19 protein-coding genes and 1 tRNA gene are annotated in these 25,558 nt (G+C 34.3%); 10 read left to right on the top strand and 10 right to left on the bottom strand.

The window, feature by feature from the left end; genetic code table 11:
- Nucleotides 1–6: 6 nt before the first annotated feature.
- The 3 genes from rpsB to rplM form a co-directional block, all read right to left on the bottom strand.
- Entirely contained in the window at nt 7–792 is a 786-nt protein-coding gene (rpsB, locus tag AAON49_RS05975) for a 30S ribosomal protein S2 (protein WP_349553352.1), read from the bottom strand.
- A gap of 153 nt (nt 793–945) precedes the next feature.
- Nucleotides 946–1,332 carry a 30S ribosomal protein S9 gene (rpsI, locus tag AAON49_RS05970; protein ID WP_349553350.1) on the bottom strand — a complete coding sequence of 129 codons (387 nt, stop codon included), beginning with the start codon at nt 1,330–1,332 and terminating at the stop codon, nt 946–948.
- Entirely contained in the window at nt 1,332–1,787 is a 456-nt protein-coding gene (gene rplM / locus AAON49_RS05965; RefSeq protein WP_349553349.1) for a 50S ribosomal protein L13, read from the bottom strand. The genes rpsI and rplM overlap by 1 nt, the downstream gene beginning before the upstream one ends.
- A gap of 281 nt (nt 1,788–2,068) precedes the next feature.
- Between rplM and AAON49_RS05960 the strand changes: the two genes are divergently transcribed.
- Nucleotides 2,069–4,693 (top strand): DUF5916 domain-containing protein, encoded by a 2,625-nt coding sequence (locus tag AAON49_RS05960; RefSeq protein WP_349553347.1) that lies wholly within the window; start codon nt 2,069–2,071, stop codon nt 4,691–4,693.
- Nucleotides 4,694–4,741: 48 nt separating this feature from the next.
- Here AAON49_RS05960 and AAON49_RS05955 read toward each other — a convergent pair whose 3' ends face one another.
- Both AAON49_RS05955 and AAON49_RS05950 read right to left on the bottom strand, forming a co-directional pair.
- Nucleotides 4,742–5,218: a porin family protein gene (locus tag AAON49_RS05955; RefSeq protein WP_349553345.1), complete on the bottom strand. Its 477-nt coding sequence runs from the start codon at nt 5,216–5,218 to the stop codon at nt 4,742–4,744.
- 140 nt (nt 5,219–5,358) lie between these two features.
- Complete coding sequence (locus AAON49_RS05950; RefSeq protein ID WP_349553343.1) at nt 5,359–5,508, bottom strand: PspC domain-containing protein; 150 nt, start codon at nt 5,506–5,508, stop codon at nt 5,359–5,361.
- A 144-nt stretch (nt 5,509–5,652) separates the two neighbouring features.
- On the opposite strand from AAON49_RS05950, the gene AAON49_RS05945 reads away from it, so the two are divergent.
- Nucleotides 5,653–6,405 (top strand): DUF5995 family protein, encoded by a 753-nt coding sequence (locus tag AAON49_RS05945; protein WP_349553341.1) that lies wholly within the window; start codon nt 5,653–5,655, stop codon nt 6,403–6,405.
- Between the two features lie 50 nt (nt 6,406–6,455).
- Here the strand turns inward: AAON49_RS05945 and polA are convergent, their stop codons facing one another.
- Complete coding sequence (gene polA, locus AAON49_RS05940) at nt 6,456–9,290, bottom strand: DNA polymerase I (protein WP_349553339.1); 2,835 nt, start codon at nt 9,288–9,290, stop codon at nt 6,456–6,458.
- A 104-nt stretch (nt 9,291–9,394) separates the two neighbouring features.
- Here polA and AAON49_RS05935 point away from each other — a divergent pair, with 104 nt between their 5' ends.
- Together AAON49_RS05935 and AAON49_RS05930 are read left to right on the top strand one after the other, a co-directional pair.
- Complete coding sequence (locus tag AAON49_RS05935; protein WP_349553338.1) at nt 9,395–10,621, top strand: metallophosphoesterase; 1,227 nt, start codon at nt 9,395–9,397, stop codon at nt 10,619–10,621.
- Between the two features lie 88 nt (nt 10,622–10,709).
- Nucleotides 10,710–11,003 (top strand): thioredoxin family protein, encoded by a 294-nt coding sequence (locus tag AAON49_RS05930; RefSeq protein ID WP_349553336.1) that lies wholly within the window; start codon nt 10,710–10,712, stop codon nt 11,001–11,003.
- Here AAON49_RS05930 and AAON49_RS05925 read toward each other — a convergent pair.
- Both AAON49_RS05925 and AAON49_RS05920 read right to left on the bottom strand, forming a co-directional pair.
- Entirely contained in the window at nt 11,000–11,620 is a 621-nt protein-coding gene (locus AAON49_RS05925) for a polysaccharide deacetylase family protein (protein ID WP_349553334.1), read from the bottom strand. The two genes, AAON49_RS05930 and AAON49_RS05925, sit on opposite strands and share 4 nt — an antisense overlap.
- Nucleotides 11,621–11,625: 5 nt before the next feature.
- Nucleotides 11,626–14,715, bottom strand: coding sequence for a glycosyltransferase family 117 protein (locus AAON49_RS05920; protein WP_349553332.1), 3,090 nt, complete (start codon nt 14,713–14,715; stop codon nt 11,626–11,628).
- A 168-nt stretch (nt 14,716–14,883) separates the two neighbouring features.
- Between AAON49_RS05920 and AAON49_RS05915 the strand changes: the two genes are divergently transcribed.
- Nucleotides 14,884–14,954 (top strand) — tRNA-Gln (locus tag AAON49_RS05915).
- Between the two features lie 44 nt (nt 14,955–14,998).
- On the opposite strand, the gene AAON49_RS05910 is transcribed toward AAON49_RS05915, so the two are convergent.
- On the bottom strand, nt 14,999–15,826 hold the full coding sequence (locus AAON49_RS05910) for a universal stress protein (RefSeq protein WP_349553331.1): 828 nt from the start codon (nt 15,824–15,826) through the stop codon (nt 14,999–15,001).
- Nucleotides 15,827–16,015: 189 nt separating this feature from the next.
- On the opposite strand from AAON49_RS05910, the gene rimP reads away from it, so the two are divergent.
- From rimP to infB, 3 genes are read left to right on the top strand one after another with little or no spacing between them, the layout of a single operon-like run.
- Nucleotides 16,016–16,477 (top strand): ribosome assembly cofactor RimP, encoded by a 462-nt coding sequence (rimP, locus tag AAON49_RS05905; RefSeq protein ID WP_349553330.1) that lies wholly within the window; start codon nt 16,016–16,018, stop codon nt 16,475–16,477.
- A 12-nt stretch (nt 16,478–16,489) separates the two neighbouring features.
- On the top strand, nt 16,490–17,746 hold the full coding sequence (gene nusA, locus AAON49_RS05900; protein WP_349553328.1) for a transcription termination factor NusA: 1,257 nt from the start codon (nt 16,490–16,492) through the stop codon (nt 17,744–17,746).
- A 49-nt stretch (nt 17,747–17,795) separates the two neighbouring features.
- On the top strand, nt 17,796–20,537 hold the full coding sequence (infB, locus tag AAON49_RS05895; protein WP_349553326.1) for a translation initiation factor IF-2: 2,742 nt from the start codon (nt 17,796–17,798) through the stop codon (nt 20,535–20,537).
- Between the two features lie 52 nt (nt 20,538–20,589).
- Here the strand turns inward: infB and AAON49_RS05890 are convergent, their stop codons facing one another.
- Complete coding sequence (locus AAON49_RS05890; RefSeq protein WP_349553325.1) at nt 20,590–20,967, bottom strand: SPOR domain-containing protein; 378 nt, start codon at nt 20,965–20,967, stop codon at nt 20,590–20,592.
- Nucleotides 20,968–21,181: 214 nt separating this feature from the next.
- Between AAON49_RS05890 and AAON49_RS05885 the strand changes: the two genes are divergently transcribed.
- Both AAON49_RS05885 and AAON49_RS05880 read left to right on the top strand, forming a co-directional pair.
- Nucleotides 21,182–22,471 (top strand): cytochrome c3 family protein, encoded by a 1,290-nt coding sequence (locus tag AAON49_RS05885; RefSeq protein WP_349553324.1) that lies wholly within the window; start codon nt 21,182–21,184, stop codon nt 22,469–22,471.
- Nucleotides 22,472–22,501: 30 nt separating this feature from the next.
- Complete coding sequence (locus AAON49_RS05880; protein WP_349553323.1) at nt 22,502–25,555, top strand: TAT-variant-translocated molybdopterin oxidoreductase; 3,054 nt, start codon at nt 22,502–22,504, stop codon at nt 25,553–25,555.
- Nucleotides 25,556–25,558: the final 3 nt, after the last annotated feature.

The following is a 25,558-nucleotide window of genomic DNA, read 5'->3' as shown; positions in this document are numbered from 1 at the left end:
TAAATTTTATTTTTCTTCAACAGCTTCTTCCTTAGCTACTTCAGCTTTTGGAGCTTCTTTCGTTACTTCCTTTTCAGCTTCAACTTTTGCTTTTTCTTTGTCTGCTTTTCTATCTGCTAAACCTTCTGCAATAGCATCAGTGATGTAGCTTAATACTTTATCGATAGATTTTGAAGCATCATCATTAGCTGGAATTACAAAATCAACTGGTCTTGGATCTGAATTTGTATCTACCATTGCAAAGATTGGAATATTCAATTTTTGAGCTTCAGCAATAGCAATGTGCTCTTTTTTGATATCAACAATAAAAATTGCACCAGGTAAACGAGTCATATCAGCAATAGAACCTAAGTTCTTGTCTAATTTTTCTCTCTGACGATTGATTTGTAATTTTTCTCTTTTAGATAAAGCGTCAAAAGAACCATCTTGTTTCATTCTATCAATAGAAGCCATTTTCTTTACAGCTTTTCTGATAGTTACAAAGTTTGTTAACATACCACCTGGCCATCTTTCTGTGATGTAAGGCATGTTTACAGAACTTGCTTTTTCTGCAACAATATCTTTTGCTTGTTTTTTAGTAGCTACAAATAAAATCTTTCTTCCAGAGTTTGCAATCTTTTGCAAAGCTTTAGAAGCGTCTTCTATTTTTGCTGCTGTTTTATACAAATCGATGATGTGAACACCGTTACGCTCTGTATAAATGTATGGAGCCATGTTTGGGTTCCACTTTCTTGTCAAGTGACCAAAGTGTACTCCATTTTCTAATAATTCTTTAATGTCTACGTTTGCCATTTTAAATTTGTTTACTTTCTGTTACTAGCAATATGTAAGTAGTCTTCCGAGTCTCACATATTTAGATGCTAAACTGTTATATAAAAATTGATAACAGTTCTCTGAAAATAACACCGACTCAGTTCCAGTAAATACTGAAACGAGTTCAGCATATTAACGTTTCGAGAACTGGAATTTCTTACGGGCTTTTTTCTGACCAAATTTCTTACGCTCAACCATTCTTGGGTCACGAGTTAATAATCCTTCTGGTTTTAATACCGCTTTGTTTTCTTCGTTAATTGCTACAAGAGCTCTGGTAATTCCAAGGCGAATTGCTTCAGCCTGGCCAGTTACACCTCCACCATATACATTTACTTTAATGTCGTAAGAGCTTAAGTTCTCTGTTAACATTAAAGGTTGTTGAACCTTGTATTGTAAAGTTGGAGTTGTAAAATAGTTTGCTAACTCTCTTTTATTGATAGTAATGTTTCCTTTTCCTTTAGAAACATAAACACGAGCCACAGCCGTTTTTCTTCTACCTATTTTGTGTACTGTTTCCATTATTTAAGATCGTTTAAGTTAATAGCTTTTGGAGCTTGAGCCTCTTGCTTGTGCTCTCCGCCAGCATATACATATAAGTTTCTAAATAAAGCGCTACCTAATTTGTTTTTTGGTAACATCCCTTTTACTGCTTTCTCTACTAATCTAGTAGGATCTTTTTCAAACATTTCTGTTGCAGTTAACGATCTCTGACCACCTGGATATCCAGTGTGACGGATGTACGATTTATCAGTCCATTTCTTTCCTGATAAGTTAATTTTGTCTGCGTTGATAATAACCACGTTATCTCCACAATCTACGTGAGGAGTAAAGTTTGGTTTGTATTTACCTCTAATTAGCTTTGCTACTTTAGAAGCTAGACGACCCAACGTTTGCCCGTCCGCATCAACTAAAACCCACTCCTTGTTTACGGTAGCTTTGTTAGCCGATACTGTTTTGTAACTTAATGTGCTCATAATTACACTTTTAGTTTTTGTTCTGATTAATAATTAATTTTTTCCTTTAAAAAGGAGTGCAAATGTACCACTAATTATTTGATTGACAAACACTCAGCTTGGATTATTTCATTAACTCAAAAAGTTAAAAAATAGCGAATTAACAGAACCTTAAGAAAGAAGTGTTTTAGATTTGAATACCTCTGTAAAATCTTAAGGGAAATAATTAGGAAGTTTTTAAGATAATTTTATTCGTTAACAGTAGCAATACCATTAGTTTTGCAATCATTTTAAGTGGAATAATGAAAGCCAACCAACTCAAACTAACAATAGCATTTTTTGTTGTATTTGTTTTTACTCAAAGTGTATTGAGTCAAGATATTATAGTTCCAAAAAAAATATATACAACCAAACCAATTAGCAACCCTCCTAAAATTGATGGGATTTTAGATGATGAAAGTTGGAATGCAGTGGAATGGGGAACCGATTTTGTAGAAAAAGACCCTGATGAAGGAACACCTCCAACGTATCAAACAAGATTTAAAATTACCTATGATGCAAAATACTTATATGTTGCCATTAGAGCGTTTGATGATGAACCTGACTTGATAGAGAAGCGATTATCAAGAAGAGATGGATTTGCTGGAGATAGAGTAAATGTGATTATTGATAGCTACCATGATAAAAGAACAGCCTTTGTATTTACAATTACTGCAGCTGGAGTAAAAGGGGATGAAATAGCTACAGATAATGGAAACAATTGGGACGACAGTTGGAATCCAATTTGGTATACTAAAGCTGCGAGTGATGACAAAGGTTGGACTGCAGAAATGAAAATTCCTTTCAGTCAGCTGCGTTTTGGAAAATCGAAAGAACAGATTTGGGGGCTGAATGTCAATAGAAATTTTTTTAGAGAGAATGAACGTTCGCTTTGGCAAAGAATTCCAAATACTTCTGCGGGATTTATTAGTGATATTGGTGAATTACATGGATTGCTAAATTTAGAATCACAAAAACAATTAGAGATTCAGCCTTTTTTAGTCAATCAGTTTGATGCTTATCAAAAGGTACCCAACAATCCTTTTAGAGATGGTAGCGATTATACTGTAAATGCAGGATTAGATGCTAAAATTGGAATTACTAATGACCTTACTTTGGATTTGACTGTAAATCCAGATTTTGGACAAGTAGAAGCTGACCCCGGTGCTATAGCATTAGATGGATTTCAAATCTTTTTTAGAGAACAAAGACCCTTTTTCGTAGAGAATAAGAATATTTTTGATTTTCGTTTTGCTAACGGACAAGATAATCTTTTTTACAGCCGAAGAGTTGGGAGAAGCCCACATGGATTCCCTTCTTTATCTTCAGGTGAATTTGCCGATGTACCTGTGAATACTACCATTTTAGGAGCTGCTAAATTTTCAGGAAAAACAAAAAATGGATGGTCAATAGGAATCTTAGAAAGTGTAACAGCAAATGAATATGCTGAGGTAGATAGCAATGGATCGAGAAGAAAAGAAATTGTTGAACCGCTAACCAACTACTTTGTGGCTAGGGCGCAAAAAGATTTTAATGACAGAAATAGCTTTATTGGAGGGATATTTACTGCTACAAATCGAAACCTTGATGGGAATTTCAATTACCTTCATAAAGCTGCTTATACTGGAGGAATTGACTTTATGCACAATTGGAAGAACCGCGACTATTTTGTTAGAGGAAACATTGTATCATCTCACGTAACGGGAAGCCCAGAAGCAATTACTGCTACACAGAATTCAATTACGCATTTATTTCAACGTGTAGATGCAAGTCATGTAGAAGTTGATCCAACAAGAACTAGTTTAACAGGAACAGGAGGAAGAATGGAATTTGGAAAAGCTGGTGGAGGAAATTGGAGATATGGTGCTGGTGTTTTTTGGAGATCACCAGAATTGGAATTGAATGATATTGGGTTTTTAAGACAAGCAGATGAAATTCGTCAGTTTTCAAACATTCGGTACTTATGGCAAACACCTACGAAGGTATATCGAAGAGCACAATTACGACTTTCCCAATCTACTACCTATGACTTTGAAGGAAATCATAATCGAACCAATTATGAGATTAACGGCGATATTAACTGGGATAATAATTGGTGGACTGAAGCTGGTTTCGGTCACAAACCAAGAATATTTATCAATACATTCTTACGAGGAGGGCCAAGATGGAGATATAGTGATGAAAACTTTTACTTTTTGTTTTTTGGATCTGATCAACAAAAGAAGTTCAACTTTACTTTAGGGCATGTTGGAAACAAAGTGCAACAAAACGCCTTCTTGTTTAGAAGATATGTTGTACGTATGAATTATCAACCACTAAATGCACTGAATTTATCTTTAAGCACAGAATTTAATATCAACGATAACAAAACACAGTATGTTACCCAACGAGGATTTGGAAATACTACCCGTTATATTTTGGGTGATATTGAACAGAGAACTTGGACAACTACATTGAGATTGAATTATAGTATCAACCCAAACCTATCAATTCAATATTACGGACAGCCTTTTATTTCAAGAGGACGTTATTCAGACTTTAACTATGTGAATAATGCTGTAGCAGAAGACTTAAGTGATCGTGTTGCTGTATATAACGCAAATCAAATAACCTTGAACAACGGATTGTATGAGGTTGATGAAAATACAGATGGAAATGTCGATTATAATTTTGGAAATCCAGACTTTTCTTTTGTTCAATTCCGATCAAACTTAGTAGCTCGTTGGGAGTATATTCCGGGTTCTGAAATCTTTTTAGTTTGGTCTCAGGGGGTAACAGGTTTAGATGATCCAAGAAATAGTTTAGGCGAAGCATTACGAAATCAAATCATTGATCAGAAAAAAGAGAATACCTTTTTAGTCAAGGTTACATATCGATTTGTGAAATAAATAAAAAAGCCACTTTTAAGTGGCTTTTTTATTTTCAAGGAGTATAATTTAAAATTGATACCTAATTCCTAAGGCAATATCAAAATCTAAATCGTCATTAAAATCACCAAATCCAAATTCTGGTCTAACATCTAAAGAGATTAATAAAGGTATATCAAAATTATATTCAACACCAATACTACCAGCTGCAAACAAAAATGTTTCATTGTCAAGAGTAGTATCGTCAAAACTATAAGAACCTAATCCGCCACCAAATCCAGCAAACCAATTGAATCCGTTATCTATGTTCCATACCCATTGATACAAACCTGTAGCTTTAAAACCATCAAAATTGTTCCCATTTCTCCATCCAAGATCTATCTCTAGACGATTGTTTTCACCCAATGCTCTTTGATAAGATACCTCAGCACCTAAGCCATCACTATCACCTAACCTTAAACCTAAAGCATTTTTAGAAATTTGTTGAGCATTTGAAGATGCAGCTAATCCTATCAAGGCTATCGCTACTAAAACTAATTTTTTCATAAAATATAAATTTGTGTTTTAGTAATTAGACACTCGTTTTATAGATTAGTCACATTAGTTTAAGAAATGAGAAGATTTTGTCTATTCATAAAGAACAACAGGAGTATAAAACGGGGGAAATTTAGGCTGTTGGTTACTGTTTATTTCGACAGTGTTTTTACCAACCACAAAACTAGATATAGCAAAACTCCTGTTCCAGCAAGAATTAATAGCAGAAGAAAAGCAATTCTTACATGCTGAGTTTGCATTCCAATTTTTGCACCTAACCATTCGGATACTCCTAAAATCATAATTGATTGTTTTTAAATGATTAAACTTGTTGCAAACATATTAAAAATAATCAGGATTTTTTGTCGATTTAAAACACGTATTTCTACTTTCTATTAATTTGAAAAAAGGTAGTAATTTTAATCAAATACTTTATTTGCAAAACAATGAAATCCATTCATACCATAGATGAGGTAATTGAAGCTCTAGATAAAATCATTGAAACATCAAAAGTGAACAATGATCCTTTAGGTTACTTTGCTGCTTTGTACAAACAAGTTACTGTAAAAGTGAAGGAAGGAATTGAAGATGACTTTTTTGACAATGGATCTAGAATGGAAAAGTTGGATGTTATTTTTGCTAGCAGATATATTGACGCTTATTATGGGTATGAGAAAAATAAACCAGTTACAGCATCTTGGAAAATAGCTTTTGAGCTGTCAAAAAAATACTGGCCAATTGTTTTGCAACATTTGTTAATAGGAATGAATGCTCATATTAATTTAGACTTAGGAATTGCCGCTGCTGAAGTAATGAAAGGAAAAGATATTCAGAATCTTAAAGGAGATTTTGATAAGATTAATGAGATTCTTTCTTCCTTGGTTCTCAAAGTTGAAAATGACCTAGCGAGTATATGGCCAACACTTAAAAAGATATTAAAATGGACAGGAAAGGTAGATGATTTCCTAGTAGATTTTAGCATGAAACTTGCTAGAGACGGTGCTTGGAAGTTTGCAGTAGAGTTTTCGCAGACCCCAACAAATGAGCAAACTGCTTTAATTCAAACAAGAGACGATAGCGTTGCGAAGATAGGGAAACTCATCACCCATCCTGGATTTATTGCTAGCACTATTTTTAAAATTATTAGGTTAGGAGAACGAGGAACAGTTGCTCAGAAAATTCAAGATATGGAAGATTGATATTAGTGAGATTTACTAATAAGATGATTTGTTTTCAATATTCTACTTTCTTAATGCGCCTCCAACCAATTCTCACCAATTCCCATTTCTACATCTAAAGGAACTGCCATTTTAAAAGCGTTCTCCATTTCATGCTTGATGATAGGCTTGATAGTTTCCAGTTCATCTTTATGCGCATCAAAAACCAATTCATCATGAACTTGTAACAACATTTTAGACTTGAATTGCTCTTTTTCAAATCGGTTGTGAATGTTAATCATTGCTAATTTGATAATATCTGCTGCTGATCCTTGTATTGGAGCATTCACAGCATTTCGTTCTGCCGCACCACGCACAATAGCATTTCTAGAATTGATGTCTTTCAAATAACGACGTCTTTGTAATACTGTTTCAACATATCCATTGTCTCTGGCAAAATCTACTTGTTCAGCCATGTAACTCCTAAGTTTTGGATAGGTTTGGTAATACAAATCAATGAGTTCTTTAGATTCCTTACGAGTTAAATTGGTTTGATTACTCAATCCAAAAGCAGAGACACCATAGATAATTCCAAAGTTAACTGTTTTTGCATTGCTACGTTGCTCGCGTGTTACTTCATCTATAGAGACATTAAACACCTTGGCGGCAGTAGAAGCATGAATATCTTCTCCGTTTTTAAAAGCCTCAATCATGGTTTCTTCTTCACTTAATGCGGCAATAATTCTCAATTCTATTTGTGAATAATCTGCCGCTAACAAAACATGATTTTCATCTCTAGGAACAAAAGCTTTTCGAACTTGACGTCCGCGTTCTGTTCGAATAGGAATGTTCTGTAAATTCGGATTATTAGAGCTCAATCTTCCTGTGGCAGCAACAGCCTGAGCATACACAGTGTGTACCCTTCCTGTTTTTGGATTGATCTCTTCGGGCAAGGCATCTACATAAGTACTCTGTAATTTTTTGTATTGACGATATTCTAAAATATCGGAAACTATTTGATGATCTTTTGCCAAATAAGACAATACGTCTTCAGCTGTAGAATATTGTCCTGTTTTGGTCTTCTTAGGTTTGTCAACTAGCTTGAGTTTGTCAAACAAAATAGGTCCTAATTGTTTAGGTGATGCAATATTGAACTCTTCGCCAGCTTGTTTGTATATATTTTGTTCTAAGCGTTGTATGTCGCTGGTTAAATCTACAGACAATTCTTTTAAGAAATCGATATTCAAATTAATTCCTTCAATTTCCATAGCAGTTAAAACAGAAACCAGAGGCAATTCAACATCATTAAAGAGTTTGGTTACATTTCCGCTTTCCAGCTCTTTGGTAAAATGTTCTTTTAGTTGTAATGTGATATCTGCATCTTCTACAGCATATTCTGTTTGATCAACAACAGGAACTACTCGCATTGATAATTGATTCTTCCCTTTTTTACCTATTAGTTCTGTAATCGAAACAGGTTGATAATTTAAATAGGTTTCTGCAAGTACATCCATATTATGACGCATGTCTGGGTTGATGAGGTAATGCGCAATCATCGTGTCAAATAGTTTTCCGCTAACTGGCATGTTGTAATTTGATAATACCTTGATATCATATTTCAAATTATGACCAATCTTTTCTATTGAATCACTTTCAAAGAAAGGACGAAACTCTTCTAAAATTGCAGATGTTTCACCCTGATCTTCAGGGAAAGAAACATAATATCCTTTACCTATTTCCCAAGAAAAGGCAATTCCAATTAATTCTACTTCCAAAGCTTTTAGTCCAGTTGTTTCGGTATCAAAACAAACAGAAGATTGTTGCATTAGCTTTTGAAGTAATAATTTTCTAGACAATGATGTGTTAACGTGTTGGTAAAGATGGTTAGTGTTTTTAATGGTTTTGAAACCTTGAATGCTTTCTTCTTCAGAAACATTTCCAGAACCAGGAGTAGCAAAAAGATCAAACTGCCCGTTTGGAGGTGAAGAGCTTTTCTTTTTAGGACTAGGTTCTGTTGGTGTATCTTGACTTGTAGTTTCAGTAGAAGTAGCAAAAGTTTTTAAGAAGTTTTCAGTAAGTCGACGAAACTCTAATTCGTTAAAAATAGTTTTTGTTTCATCAATGTTTGGCAAGCACATCTCAAAATCTTCTTCGTGAAAATCAACAGGAACATCCAACATAATTGTGGCTAGGTCTTTAGAAAGTAAACCTAGATCTTGACTGGCTTCTACTTTCTCTTTCATTTTTCCTTTCAGCTCATGAATGTTGGCAAACAGCCCTTCCATAGATCCGTAAGCGGCTAAAAATTTCTTTGCAGTTTTTTCACCCACACCAGGTAATCCAGGAATATTGTCTACAGAATCTCCCATCATTCCTAAAAAATCGATGACTTGTTCGGGTCGTTCTACACCAAATTTTTCTTGTACTTCAGGAATTCCCCAAGTTTCATATCCTCCTCCAAAGCGAGGTCTGTACATAAAAATATTTTCAGAGACCAATTGAGCAAAATCCTTATCAGGAGTTACCATATAGGTTTGATATCCTTCTTTTTCAGCTTTTTTAGCCAAAGTTCCAATAATATCATCAGCTTCATACCCTTCTTTTACAATAGCAGGAATGTTCATAGCTTTCAGAATCTTTTCTATATAAGGTACAGCAATTTTAATTGCTTCCGGTGTTTCTTGCCTATTGGCTTTGTATTCTGGAAAAACTTCAGTTCTAGCAACACTTCCACCTTTGTCAAAACAAACTGCCAGATGATCTGGTCTTTCTCGTTTAATCACATCTAGCAATGAATTTGTAAAGCCTAAAATAGCTGAAGTATCCATTCCTTTTGAATTGATTCTAGGGTTTTTTATGAATGCATAATACCCTCTAAAGATCAATGCATATGCGTCTAGAAGGAAAAGTCGTTTTTTATCAGACATGAAGTGTAAGTATTGGAATGCTAAAACTACAAAACTTTAACATCATGTTAAAATTGAAACCTTATTTTACAAGTATCTTTGTTTTATTAAAATCAAATTGATTTATGCCTCGTTGGATTATTCCTCTCATTATCTTTTCTGTAGTAGTTTTTATCTTAGAATATTATGCATTCCAAGCTATTAAAACTGTAACCAAAAGTAAAATCATAAGATGGATATGGTTAGTATTAGGAATTAGTGTGTATGCGTATTTTTTGATTGTCATTTTCACTACTCCAAGATCGGCCGGTCAGACCAAACAATTTCAGTTAGCAGCTGGAATGATGTTAACAGCATTGGTTCCTAAGATATTATTATTGCTGATTTTATTTGGAGAAGATGTAGTGCGTTGGACTCAAAAATTAATTTCTTGGATAGGTAATGAGCCTACCAAACCCATAGTAGGAAGGCGTAAATTTATTTCGCAATTAGCCTTAGCGGTTGCTGCAATTCCTTTTGCGTCATTTTTATATGGAATCATTCAAGGAAGATACAATTATAAGGTTTTAAAATATCAGCTCTCTTTTAAAGATTTGCCTGAGGCATTTGATGGATTTACAATTACTCAAATATCTGATATTCATTCTGGAAGTTTTACCAATCAAGAAAAAATCCAATATGGGGTTAACATGATCAATGAACAGAACTCTGATATGATTTTGTTTACAGGAGATATTGTAAACAACAAAGCTAATGAAATGGATAATTGGATTGCTATGTTTAGCGAGTTAAATGCACCTTATGGTAAATATTCTGTTTTAGGAAATCATGATTATGGAGATTATACAAGTTGGCCATCTCAAGAAGCTAAAAAAGCGAATTTTCAAGCGGTTAAAGAGATTTATCCTAAAATGGGATTTGAATTACTTTGTAATGAGAATAGATATATAGAAAAAGAGGGCGAGAAAATTGCCTTAATTGGCGTAGAAAACTGGGGAAAAGGAGGTTTTCAAAAGAAAGGAGACTTAAAAAAGGCATCAGAAGGTATTCAAGAAAAAGATTTTAAAGTATTGATGTCTCATGATCCTTCTCATTGGGATGTTCAAGTGAAAAATGATGATTTTCATTATCATTTAACCTTATGTGGTCATACACACGGTTTACAAATGGGAATTGAAATTCCTGGATGGATTAAATGGAGTCCCTCAAAATATGTCTATAAACAATGGGCTGGACTTTATGAAGAGTTTGGAAGATATGTGAATGTTAACCGTGGATTTGGGTATCACGCCTTTCCAGGAAGGGTTGGAATTTGGCCAGAAATTACAGTCATAGAGCTGAAAAAAGCTTGATAATCAGGTCAATTGTGTAGAAATGTTATATTTGTAAACAAGAAACCGTATATAAAGTAGGTTTTTCCCCCTAAAAAAACAATTAGAGATGACAAAGTTTGGCGAATTAATAAGCGTTGAAAAACCGGTCTTAATAGATTTCTATTTTGACTGGGATGATGCTGAAAATAATTTGGATACTTTAAGAGATGTTGCAGCTGCCTTAGGTGATAAAGCTAAGGTGATAAAGATTGACATCAAGAAAAATGAAACACTAGCTGAAGCACTTCGTGTAAAAGGCAACCCTACGTTCATGATCTATAAGAATGGAGAAATGAAATGGCGCCAAACAGGAGAGCAAGATGCCAATACTTTAATTGGTTTAGTGCAACAATACTTCTAAGTAATTGCTTTAAATTCAAAACCTTTTTTAGAAAAGTAATCCAGTATTTTTGGAAGAGCATAGAAAATCTTTTCTTTAGCTTTTGCACTATCATGCATTACAACGATACTTCCATTACCCGTGTACTTTAGTACATTTTGTAAGCACTTTTCAGGACCAATAGAAGTGTCAAAATCTCCGCTTAGAACATCCCACATAATTATTTGATATCCTTCTTTTTTTAAGATGCGTCCTTGAGATGATTTTAGTTTTCCGTATGGAGGCCTGAATAAGTTAGAATGAATATGAGCAGCAGCGTGTTTTATGTTTTCTATATAAACGCTGTTTTTTGTTTTTAACCCTTTCAAGTGATTGAAAGTATGATTCCCTACTGAATGTCCTTGTTCAAGAATTCTCTCATAGAGGTGATGATGGCACTTTACATTTTTTCCAATACAAAAAAAGGTAGCCTTTGCATTGAAGTTTTCAAGTTGATTCAAAACAAACTCTGTAACTTCAGGAGTTGGACCGTCATCAAAAGTTAAATAGATTTCTTTGGAGGCAGAAGAAAAACACCACGTATAGTTAGAGAACAATCTCTGAATAATACGTGGTGTTTTTACAGTATAAAATTTCATGAATTTTACTGATCCTCTTCTGAAGGAAGTTTGATCCCTAGTAGATTTAAGGTATCTCTAAATTCAAGGTCTAATTTTTTAAAGAAATCGCTATCGTTTTCAAATGTCCTTACTTGCCTCATAACATTACCAAGCATATAAAGATTGTTTTCAACTTCTTTTTGAACCCATTCTGCCTGACTGCCAGAGAATTCTGCATGCCAGTTTAATTGCTCTTTAAAAATTTGAAATAAGACTTCAGCATTTTTTCTAGCCTTCTCTTTTTTCCCTAATAAGTAATAGATTTCTGGATATCCTAATGAAAGGCTATAATGACCAAAATCTTTAATAGGCATTTTCTCTAAAGAGAGATCTAAAACTTCTTCAGCTCTCAATGTATCACCTTCTATAGCAAACTGTTGAGCTAATCTCATAAGATTATTTCGCAAAGAAATAGCATTCCTTTTTGTTTGTTCGTCTAAGTAGATTTTTCCGTCATTAATATTTCGCCAATTGAGCTTTTGAATGTTTGCATACATTTTTTCACTATCAATTCTACCCATTTCAAACATTCCTTCATCTTTGGTTTTGATTGGCACCAGTTTGTATGACATACCATCCAATTGTAAATAATCTCTTAGCCAGATATACTCTTCATCATCATTAGATCCGCCAGTAAAATAGATAGATTGTTTCCAATCAAAATTAGCCAAGATATCTAACATTAAGATTCTATTTTTAGTAAGTCCTCTACCAATTTTAATGTCGATGTAGTCAACCATTTTATCCGCATCTTTCTGTGCAACAATTCCATATTTAAGAGCGTTTTCTTTGTTAACAGGAATTCTAATATTACTTGTAAGTAATACTTTTTCAGGATTTCCATCATCGTCTAAGTCGAAAAAAGTTCGCTTATTATCACTCTCAATCCATTCCATGAAAGTCTTGATATTCATCACCGAATCTTTGTATTGAGGGAATAATTCCTCAAAATAATAGGCAACATCCAAAGTCCCATATCGATACTGATCGTGTTCTAATTGGGAAGGAATAGGAGGAGCATCATACGTAGCTCTTTTCATTTGATCGATATACCAATCAGTTGCAAAAAGACTAGTGTTTATCAATTTAACATCTGTACGCACACCTTCTACTTCTTGCATATACCATAACGGGAATGTGTCATTATCACCAATGGTAAACATAATTGCATTCTGATCACAGGATTCTAAATATGCTTGAGCATTCAAATGCGTAGTATATCTATTTGAACGGTCATGATCATCCCAATTTTGAAATGCCATTAAAGTAGGAACTGCTAATAAAGTAACAAAGGTTACGGCAGATGCTACGGTTTTTTGATTCGCGTATTTTTTAAAGCTATTGTATAAAGCATAAACTCCAAAACCAATCCATATGGCGAAAATATAAAAAGACCCAACTACCGCATAATCTCTTTCTCTAGGTTCAAAAGGTTTAGGATTAGTGTAAAATATAATTGCAAATCCAGTAAACATAAAGAAGATGAGTAGTGTATAAAAATTCTGTTTATCCCATCTAATTTGATAGAGTAATCCAATAAGCCCTAAGATTAGAGGTAAGAAATAATATTTGTTTCTTCCTTTATTTTCTAAAACATCGGAAGGAAGGTTTTCTTGCGGCCCAAGTCTAGCATTATCTACAAAAGGAACGCCACTTAACCAGTTTCCATTAAATTTATCTAATTGTCCTTGTATGTCGTTTTGACGACCCACAAAATTCCACATAAAATAACGGCCGTACATATAACCAAACTGATAATCCAACATGAACTTTAAGTTCTCGCCAAAAGTAGGTCTTCGCGTACTATTTTTTGGGATGCCAGTAATAGCTTTATAGATGTTTATAGACTGGTCATTAGTGCTGGTCATTCTTGGAATGAAACCTTTGTGTCTGTCAGAATAATTTGGTAAAACATCTTTGTATTTATTTACAATCACATATTTTCCATTCTTCTTTTCGTATTTAGGTTTGTCGTCCCTAGTTGGATTTTTAGAATCTTGTTCTCTTCTGTATACATTCGAATAATAGGTGTCATAAAAAACATTTGCATCACCATATTGTTCTCTATTGTAGTAAGCCAACAATTCTCTTGCACTAGAAGGATCGTTTTCATTAATGGTTGTATTAGCGTTTGCTCTTATGGGCAACATCAGCCAAGAAGAAAACCCAATCATTATAAATAGTACCGAAAGAATTAGTGTATTGGCAATTACTTTTTGTTTTTTTCTTGTGAAGTTCAATCCAAAATAAAAAACTGCAACTAGGATAATTCCAGCAATAATTGAACCTGAATTATATGGAAGCCCTATAGAATTGATGAAAAATAATTCTGAAGCGCTAAAGAATTTTAAAGTAAATGGAAATAGAAATTTAAAAACAAATGCTAGTACTAAGACTGAAACAACAGTAGCAATGGCAGTTGTCTTGAAGTTGATGGTGTGGTATGTTTTAAAGAAATATAGTAAGACAATTGATGGAATCACCAAAAGAGATAAGATGTGTACTCCAAAAGAAAGCCCTACAACAAAACTTATTAAAACGAGCCATTTATTTCCTCTAGGAGTATTTATTTCGCTTTCCCATTTTAAACCAAGCCAAAAGAGAATAGCCATCAAGAAAGATGACATTGCATATACCTCTCCTTCAACAGCACTAAACCAAAAACTATCAGAAAAAGTATAAGCTAAAGAACCCACTAAGGCACTACCAAGAATCGCAATGTGTGAGCTTTCAGAAATTTCACCGGATTTGGTTGCTAACTTTTTAGCCAAATTAGTGATGGTCCAAAACATAAATAAAATGGTAAATGCACTAGCCAAAGCAGACATGAAGTTCACCATCATGGCAATGTTTGTTACGTCACTTGTAAACATTGCAAAGAATGCTCCTAGCATTTGAAATAAAGGTGCGCCTGGAGGGTGACCTACCTCAAGCTTTACAGATGTAGAGATATATTCCCCACAATCCCATGCACTAACGGTTGGCTCTAATGTAAGTGTATAAGTAATAAGAGCTACAATAAAAGAACCCCAGCCTAAGATGAGATTCCATTTTTTGAAGTTTTCTGATGTCATAGTCATACTAGTATATGGTGGCGAATTTACTAATTTATCGTAGAAAAAACGTTTCCAAAGCTTCTATTAAGATGAACTAGGTACTAAAAGTTTGTTAAAATCAAAAAACTCAATAAAATTTTTGCAGTATTAAAACTTTGATTTAAATTTGCACCCGCATTATTGCATTGGCCCATGGTGTAATGGTAACACACCGGTTTTTGGTGCCGTTATTCAAGGTTCGAGTCCTTGTGGGCCAACAAAATCCCGATTCTTTAGAATCGGGATTTTTTTTTGCTTTTATCTATAATTTAAATGTGATTACAGGTCGTAACACACTTTTTGAAACATTCTTTGTGATGCTTCCATTAAATAAGTTTGAAAGTCCACTTCTACCATGAGTGCTCAAAGCAATTAAATCTGCATCTATTTCTTTAGAAAAATTTGTAATTCCTTTCGCAACAGATTTGTCATTATACACATTGATTGTGCTTTTGGGTAAATCAAAACCTTGAATGAATTCTCTTATTCTTTCTTTGCTTATTGAAGAGCTCTCAAATTTACCAATGGTGTTTATTTTCAATAAATGAATTTTGCTTTTAAACAAGTTAGCGAAACCTAGAAACTTTTGAAAAGCAGCTTTGCTTTCATTCTTAAAGTTGGATGCAAACACAAGATCTTTGAATTTGAATTTGGTTGTGTCAGACTTTACAACAATTACAGGAACTTCAGAGGTTCTCACTATTTTTTCTGTGTTAGAACCAATAATCATTTCTTCAAAGTCAGAAACGCCCTGAGACCCCATAATGATAATGTCTGCGTTAATTTTTTTGGAATAATCTCTAATACCTTCATAAGGATGTTGAAAGCGTATGGCGTGCTTCACAGTGCATTTTTTAGAAAAATACTCCTCTTTTAGAGCCAAGATTTTTTCCTTAACCTTTCTAAGATACATCATGCTTTCAGGAATGCTAAAATTACTCCCAGCACCCATGTCAACTACTCCAGAAGGTAGTTCAACCATGTGTAATAAATAAACTTCACTGTTAGTTTTCTTCCCCATTTTAGCTGCAAGCTTCACAGCATGTTCGGATTTTTCAGAAAAATCCACTGGAACCAATATTTTACTCATAACGAACATATATTTAATAGTTGTATAGAGGGAAGGTTAATTGAAATTATCAGTACCAGCTTAAATTTACAAAAAATAATTGAATTAGAGGCATTTGGTTATTAAATAAGTAGTTAGTATATTTGCAGCGAAAATCACGAAAAACGAGGAAGAAGGGGACGTAAAGTCCCCTCTTTTTATACCTTAATTATGGATCAAGAGTTAGTGAGGAGATTGGTGAAAGAAGCAGTTGAAGAAAACGATTCGTTATTTCTTATAGACTTAAGTTTTTTACCAAGTAATAAGATAAAAGTGATTGTTGATGGAGATGAAGGAATTTCTCTAAAAGAATGTGTTCGAATTAGTAGACATGTAGAGCATAATTTAGATAGAGAAGAAGATGACTTCGCGTTAGAGGTAACATCACCAGATATTACACAACCGTTAACTGTAGAACGTCAATACAAGAAAAACATCAACAGGGTTTTAAAAGTGAAAACAGTTGAAGGAGAAGTTGAAGGAACTCTAGTAAATGTTGATGATAAAGGAATCTCTTTGCAGTGGAAAACAAGAGAGCCAAAACCTATAGGAAAAGGAAAAGTAACAGTAGAGAAACATGCTACAATAGCATACGAGAATATAAAAGAAGCAAAAGTGAAGATTACATTTTAAGTAGAATATGCAATGGAAAATATAGCGTTAATAGATTCGTTTTCAGAGTTTAAAGATATTAAAAGTATAGACAGAGTAACATTGATGTCTATCTTAGAAGAAGTATTTAGAGCGGCTTTAAAGCGTAAGTTCGGGTCTGATGAAAACTTCGATATTATCATCAATCCAGATAAAGGAGATTTAGAGATTTGGAGAAATAGAATCGTAGTAGCCGACGGAGAGGTTGAAGACGAAAATGAAGAAATCGAATTATCTGCTGCACAGAAAATTGAGCCTGATTTTGAAATCGGAGAAGATGTTTCTGAAGAAGTAAAACTAATAGATTTAGGAAGAAGAGCTATTTTGGCATTGCGTCAAAATTTGATTTCTAAAATCCATGAACATGATAGCACTAATGTATTCAAACAGTTCAAAGATTTAGAAGGAGATTTATACAGCGCAGAAGTTCATCACATTCGTCATAATGCAATTATCTTGTTAGATGATGAAGGAAATGAAATTGTATTACCTAAAAGCGAGCAAATTAGATCTGATTTCTTTAGAAAAGGAGATTCTGTAAGAGGGGTTATCAAAACTGTAGAGTTAAGAGGAAATAAACCTGCAATTATTCTTTCAAGAACGTCTCCAGATTTCTTGGTAAAATTATTTGAGCAAGAAATCCCTGAAGTTTTTGATGGTTTAATTACTGTAGAAGGAGTTGCTAGAATCCCAGGAGAGAAAGCTAAAGTTGCAGTAGATTCTTATGATGATAGAATCGATCCAGTTGGAGCTTGTGTTGGTATGAAAGGATCTAGAATTCACGGAATTGTGCGTGAGCTTGGAAATGAAAACATAGATGTAATCAACTATACTAAGAATGAACAATTATTCATAGCTAGAGCATTAAGTCCTGCGAAGATTGTTTCTATGGATATTGAAGCTTATGAAGAAGAGAAAAATGGTAAAAAAGGACGTGTAAATGTGTTCTTAAAACCTGAAGAAGTATCCAAAGCAATTGGAAAAGGAGGAGTAAATATTCGTTTGGCAAGTGAGTTAACAAAATATGAAATCGATGTTCAAAGAGAAGGAATCGAAGAAGAAGATGTAGAGTTAACAGAATTTGTAGATGAAATCGAAGGTTGGGTAATCCAAGAGTTTAAAAACATTGGTTTAGATACTGCGAAAAGCGTTCTTGAAACATCAGTTGAAGAATTGATTAAAAGAACCGATTTAGAAGAAGAAACTATTGTAGATGTTCAAAGAATTTTAAAAGAAGAATTCGAAGAATAAGCGATCAATAAAAAAATAATACTTTTACAAACAAAGGTTAATAGAGTTTATGGCGGAAAGCAAAACAATGAGACTAAATAAAGTGCTTAGAGAATTGAATATTTCTCTTGATAGAGCAGTGGAATATCTTGCTAAAAATGGACACCAAATTGAAGCAAGACCCACTACTAAAATATCAGGTGAAGTATATCAAGTACTTTTAGATGGTTTCGAGACAGATGCAAATAAAAAAGCTGCATCAAAAGAAGTTGGCGAAGAAAAGAGAAAAGAAAAAGAAGCGATTCGACTTGAACTAGAAGCCAAACTTGAAAAAAAGAGAGAAGAAGAAGAGAAAAAAGAAGAAGTTCTTAAAGCTAAAGCTGAAAAGCTAGAGTTGAAAACTGTAGGTAAAATTGAAATTGAACCTACAACACCAGCTCCAGTGAAACAAGAACCTGTAGAAGAGGTGAAAGAAGCAACTACAGAAAAAGAGGTTGTTAAAGAAGAACCTAAAGTAGAAGAGAAGAAAGAAGAGGTTCAAGAAGAGAAGAAAGAAGAACCAAAAGTTGAACCAGTTAAAGAAGTAGAGTCTCCTAAAGAAGAGGCTTCAGGAGATACACCTTCAGAAACCATCAAAACTCAGTATAAGAAATTAGATGGACCTAAATTAACAGGTAAAAAGATTGACCTTAAACAATTTGAAAAGGCAAAGAAAAAGCCAGAAGAAAAGGCTAATTCCAATCAGAATAATGATGCTTCTAAGAGAAAGAGAAAAAGAATTAGCAAACCAGGAGCGCCAAACCAAAACAATCAAAATAGAGGACAAGGACAGAATAGAGGGCAAGGTCAGAATAGAGGAGGAAATAACAGAAGAGGACAAAGAAGGCCTGTAGTTCAAAAAGAAGAACTGTCAGAAGCAGAAATCCAAAAACAAGTAAGAGAAACTCTTGAAAAACTTCAAGGGAAGTCTTCAAAAGGTAAAGGAGCAAAATATAGAAGAGAGAAAAGAGATGCTCACCGTCAACAAACAGAAGCAGAATTACAAGCAGCAGAAGCAGAAAGCAAAGTCTTAAAGGCTACTGAGTTTGTAACTGTTAGTGAGGTTGCAACTATGATGGATGTTCCCGTAACAGATATCATCTCTGCATGTATGTCGTTAGGTATGATGGTAACCATGAACCAACGATTAGATGCAGAAACACTTTCTATTGTTGCAGAAGAATTTAACTATACTGTAGAATTCGTAGGTACTGAAGTAGAAGAGTCAATTTCAGAAGTAGAAGATAAAGAAGAAGATTTAGTAAAACGTGCACCAATTATTACAGTAATGGGTCACGTAGATCATGGTAAAACATCGTTACTAGATTATATCAGAAAAGCAAATGTAATTGATGGAGAGTCAGGAGGAATTACCCAACACATTGGAGCTTATGCTGTAAATGTTGGAGATGAAAAAATAGCCTTTTTAGATACACCTGGTCACGAGGCCTTTACAGCAATGCGTGCTCGTGGAGCTCAAGTTACAGATTTAGTAATTATTGTGGCGGCAGCTGATGATGACGTGATGCCTCAAACCAAAGAAGCAATTTCACACGCTCAAGCTGCAGGAGTGCCTATTATTTTTGCGATTAATAAGATTGATAAACCAAATGCTAACCCAGATAATGTAAAAACACAATTGTCTTCGATGAATTTATTAATCGAAGAATGGGGAGGAAACATCCAATCACAAGACATTTCAGCAAAAACTGGTCAAGGAATTGATGAGTTATTAGAAAAAGTATTGTTGGAAGCTGAAGTTTTAGAGCTAAAAGCAAATCCAAATAAAAATGCTGTTGGAACAGTAGTAGAAGCTCTTTTAGATAAAGGAAGAGGTTATGTGTCTACAATAATGGTGCAAGCGGGAACTCTAAAAATTGGAGATTATATTTTAGCAGGTAAACATAGTGGAAAAGTAAGAGCTATGTTTGATGATAAAGGAAATAATTTAAAAGAAGCAGGTCCTTCAACACCAGTATCCATACTTGGTTTAGACGGAGCTCCTCAGGCTGGTGATAAATTTAATGTGTTTGAAGACGAACGTGAAGCAAAACAAATTGCTACCAAGCGTTCTCAATTGCAACGTGAGCAATCTGTAAGAACTCAGAAAACATTAACACTTGATGAGATTGGAAGACGTATTGCGTTAGGAGACTTCAAAGAGTTGAATATTATCTTAAAAGGAGATGTTGATGGTTCAGTTGAAGCTTTAACAGACTCGTTCCAAAAATTATCTACAGAAGAAATTCAAGTAAATATCTTACACAAAGGAGTAGGAGCAATTACAGAATCTGATGTGTTATTAGCATCAGCTTCAGACGCTATTATCGTTGGATTTAATGTAAGACCTCAAGGAAACGCGAGAAATGTAGCAGATAAAGAAGAAGTAGATATTAGAACCTATTCAATTATCTATGATGCGATTAATGATCTGAAAGATGCAATGGAAGGATTACTATCGCCAGAAATGAAAGAAGAAGTTACAGGAAATGTAGAAATTAGAGAAGTCTACAAGATTTCTAAAATTGGAAACATAGCTGGATGTATGGTAATGACAGGTAAGATCTTCAGAAACTCTTTAATTAGAATTATTAGAGACGGAATTGTAGTTCATACAGGTGAATTAGCTTCCTTGAAACGATTTAAAGATGATGTTAAAGAAGTTGCCAAAGGGTACGATTGTGGTCTTCAAATAAAGAACTACAACGATATCAAAGAAGGTGATACTATTGAAGCTTATCAAGAAGTAGCAGTGAAGAAAAAATTAAAATAACAACATTAAACTGTTGAATAGAAGCCGCAAATCGAAAGATTTTGCGGTTTTTTTATTTCCCTAAAGGAACAACAATTACCCCAGCTCCAAACTTTCTTTTAAGTTCTAAATCATTCAAAGCTCTATCGGCTTCTAATTGTGTTTTGTACAATCCAATCTGAATAATCCACTCTGGTTGTCTGTAAGAAAGATATGTTTTGATTTCCGGAAATTCAATTCTAAACTTAGCCTCCATTTTTTTGGCTTCTACTTCAAAACCATTGTAGAGTTGAATTCTAAAACCATAACCAAACTTTTTATTGAAGTCTTTCTTTTTAGAAATAAGATCGCTAATAAGCTCATTGTCAGTTTTTTGATCTTGACTGTAAACGCTTTGAAAAGACAAAAAACTAACAGTCAAAAAAGAAAAAATTAGAATCGATTTTCTCATAAAAAAAATGTTGTGTACAAAAGTAACGACTTGAGTAGAAATAAATTGAAAAAAAACTTTATTTAGAACTATTATAAATTAGAATTTAACATTCCTTTTGCATTTCAAAATTTAGTTATATGTAGTACTTTTGTGCAACTAATTAGGTGGGGTAATTGTACCTCTATTTAGTTAGGATTTTAAGCAACAAGACACTAAACTATAGTTTGTAAATATGAAAAGTGTAGATCTACACAATCGACTAGCCAAAGTACTTCTTAAGAGTTTTACATTTCTATTATTATTTTCTTTCAGTTTCAATGCAATAGCACAAGATGCTGTTGATGAAGCGCGCCAAAAAGAAGGTAGAAAATTATTCAAGTCTTTATGTGCTTCTTGCCATAAGTTGGATAAAAAATTCATCGGACCTGCCTTAGGAGGCGTAGAAGATAGAAGAGATAATGAATGGTTAAAAGCATGGATTAAAGATAATGCAGCATTAAGAGCTTCTGGAGATCAGGATGCCATTGATATTTTCAATGAGTATAAAGGTTCTGTAATGACTGCTTTTCCACAACTATCTGATCAACAAATAGATGATATCTTATATTACACAACTGTTGGAGAAATTGACAACGGGTCAAAAGACTCGAATAATCCTCCAGTAGTTCAGTCGGAAATTCCAAAGTGGTTGTGGTACATCTTAGCAGGTATTATTGTTGCTGCATTTATGATCATTGCTGCGTTGTTAAAAACAATCAGTGAGCTAAAAGGAGCACCAAAAACACCAGGAGCGTTAGGAACACTAAAAGAAGTATGGGAAGGAATTAAGAAAAACACGTTCTTACATGTTTCCTTTACAATTTTCATGTTATTGGTAATTGCATATGTCTTGTTTGGAAGCCTATTTAAAGTAGGTGTAGATCAAGGATATCAACCAATGCAACCAATCATGTTCTCGCATAAGATTCACGCTGGAGATAACAAGATAGATTGTCAATACTGTCACTCATCAGCAAAACACAGTAAAACTTCTGGAATTCCTTCAGTAAACGTTTGTATGAACTGTCATAAAAACATCTCTGAAGTTGCAGAAGATACTAAAGTTATTACTGAAGATAGAATCTACAACAAAGAAGATTTAGATAAAGAAATTCAAAAGATTTACAATGCGGCCGGATGGGATTCTGAAACGTTAGAGTATACAGGAAAAACAATGCCTGTCAAATGGATTCGCGTACACAACTTACCTGATTTTGCATATTTCAACCACTCACAACACGTAACAGTGGCTGGATTAAAATGTCAAAAATGTCACGGACCAGTTGAAGAAATGGAAGAATTATATCAGTTTTCTCCATTAACAATGGGATGGTGTATCGACTGTCATAGAGAGACAAATGTAAACTTAAAAGGAAATGATTACTACCAAAAAGTCCACAAGCAATTAGCTGAGAAGTATGGAGTTGAGCAAGTTACAATTGCACAATTAGGAGGACTAGAATGTGGTAAGTGTCATTATTAATCAATAGAAAGAAGATAAATTCGAATATAAATGGCTTCAAACAAAAAATACTGGCAAAGCGTTGTAGAGATAGAAAACCCTTCTATCGTTGAGACGTTAAGCAAGAATGAGTTTGTAGAAGAAATTCCTACAGATGAATTTTTAGGAGATAAAGAAACGCTAGAAAATTCATCAACCTCAAGAAGAGATTTCTTAAAATATGTTGGATTCACTACTGCAGCTGCAACATTAGCAGCTTGTGAAGGACCCGTTAGAAAATCAATTCCTTTTGTTGTAAAACCTGATGATACTATTACAGGGGTTGCAGATTGGTATGCTACTTCTATCGCTAATGGTCAGGATTTTGCTAATCTTTTGGTAAAAACAAGAGAAGGTCGTCCTATTTTAGTGATGCCTAATAAAGAGGCAAACGGAGTAACCAACGCAAGAGTTCAAGCATCTGTTTTATCATTATATGATGAGCAACTTCGTTTAAAAGAACCTAGAAAAGGTGAGCAAGCAATTACTTGGGAAGCTGCTCATAAAGAAATAGGAGCTAAATTAGCGCAGTTTAAAGATGCAAACGAACCTGTTGTTTTATTAACAGGAACATTGGCAAGTCCTTCTACACAGCAAATTATTTCTGAATTTATAACAGCCTATCCAAATGTAAAACATGTTGCTTACGATGCCATTTCTGAAAGTGGTGCAGCAGATGCTTTTGAAGCAATGTTTGGAACAAGAGCATTGCCAAATTATCATTTCGATAAAGCACAGGCAATTGTTTCTTTCGGAGCCGATTTCTTAGCAGACTGGCACGGAGGTTTTGAAAAAGGATATTCAATAAGTAGAAATCCAGATTCTGGACACATGTCTTACCATGTTCAGTTTGAGGCAAACATGTCTTTAACAGGAGCCAATGCAGACAACCGTGTGGTTACAAAATCTTCAGATCAGATTTTTGCTTTAATAAACTTATACAACGAGATTACAGGATCAAGTTTACCATCTAAATCAACTCCAGTTGACGCAGAAGTAAAAGCTGCAGCAGCTGCTTTGAAAAAAGCAGGGTCAAAAGCAGTTGTGGTTTCTGGATCAAACGATAAAAACGCACAATTAATCGCATTTGCTATTAATGATGCATTACAAAGTGAAGTATTTGATGCTGCTACTCCTTTATATATAAGACAAGGAAATGATGCTGATTTAGCACAAGCAATTGCTGATATGAAAGCAGGAAAAGTAAGCGGATTGATTACTTATAATGTAGATCCAGTTTACAATACTTCAGCAGGTGCAGATTTAGCAGCAGCAATTAAAAACTTAAAATTATCAGTAGCAATGTCAGTTGAAAATGATGATACTGCCAATGCTACTCAATATGCATTACCAATGTCTCACTACTTAGAGTCTTGGGGAGATGTAATGATGTCTGAAGGTCATTATGGATTAATGCAACCAACCATTCAAAAATTATTCAAAACAGAACAACTTCAAGATGTTCTATTAAAATGGTCAGGAAATACAACTTCGTATTACGATTATTTAAAAGGATTCTGGTCTGCTAATGTATTAGGAGGTCAATCTTGGAACCAAGCATTGCACGATGGTTTCTTCAAGAAAGAAGGAGCTACAAATGTTGCAAAAGCCTCAGTAGATTTAAATGCTGCTGCAAGCGCTTTAAATGCAACTAAAGTTTCTGGTTTTGAATTAAACTTATATTCTTCTATTGCATTAGGTGATGGTAGTCAGGCTAACAACCCTTGGTTACAAGAATTCCCTGATCCAATTACAAGAGCTGCTTGGGATAATTATTTGACTGTTTCTATTAAAGACTGTGAAGCATTAGGTTTTGAGAATCCTGTGCAAGACAATGGTGCGATTAATGGTAACTATGCAAAAGTTACTGTAAACGGAGTAACAATTGAGAATGTTCCAGTAATTAAACAGCCAGGTCAAGCTCCAGGAACAGTTGGATTAGCTTTAGGATATGGTAGAAAAACCAACCTAAAAGAGGCCATGCAAGTTGGTGTCAATGCTTATCCATTATATGCGAACGGAAACAATGTTCAATATGGAGTAACCATTGAGAAGACTTCTGGCCCTGTTCATAAGTTTGCATGTACTCAAGTACAAAAAACAATTGCAGGACGTCATGATATTTTAAAAGAAGTTTCTTTAAAAGATTATAACGATCATTCTATTGACCCAAAACACACTTGGAACAAACCAGCAATGGTTTCTTATGACCACCAAGAAGTAGAAGCAAAAACAATTGATCTTTGGGATGCTCACAACAGAGAAATTGGACATCACTTTAACTTATCAATCGATTTAACCTCTTGTACGGGTTGTGGATCTTGTGTGATTGCATGTCATGCAGAGAACAATGTACCAGTTGTTGGTAAGCACGAAGTACGTGTAGGTAGAGATATGCACTGGTTACGTATTGACCGTTACTACTCTTCAGAAGTTGAAACAAGAGAAGAAGCCTTAGATCAAGGAATTAGAGGAGGTAAATTGTTTGAAGTATTGGAGAAATCTGCTGAAAATCCAAAAGTTTCTTTCCAACCAATGATGTGTCAGCACTGTAACCATGCTCCATGTGAGACAGTTTGTCCAGTTGCTGCTACAACACACGGTCGTCAAGGTCAAAACCAAATGACATACAACAGATGTGTAGGTACAAGATATTGTGCAAACAACTGTCCTTATAGAGTTCGTCGTTTCAACTGGTTCAACTATGCTGATAACAACGAGTTTGACTTCAATATGAATAACGAATACGGTAAGATGGTATTAAACCCTGACGTTGTTGTTCGTTCTAGAGGAGTAATGGAAAAATGTTCTATGTGTATTCAAATGACACAAGCAACAATTTTGAAAGCGAAGAAAGAAGGAAGAAAAGTAGAAACAGGAGAGTTCGCTACAGCTTGTTCTCAAGCTTGTGCTACAGGAGCTTTAGTTTTTGGAGACATTAACAATCCAGAAGAAGAAGTAACTGAATTGGTAAAAGATAAGAGAGCATTCGAAGTGGTAGATTATATTCAAACAAAACCGAATGTAATTTATCAAGTGAAAGTTAGAAATACAAACGAAGCGTAATTA

The sequence above is a fragment of the Pseudotenacibaculum sp. MALMAid0570 genome, assembly GCF_040151415.1.
In the GTDB taxonomy this organism is placed as follows: domain Bacteria; phylum Bacteroidota; class Bacteroidia; order Flavobacteriales; family Flavobacteriaceae; genus Polaribacter.
This window is presented reverse-complemented; position numbering and strand designations above follow the sequence as displayed.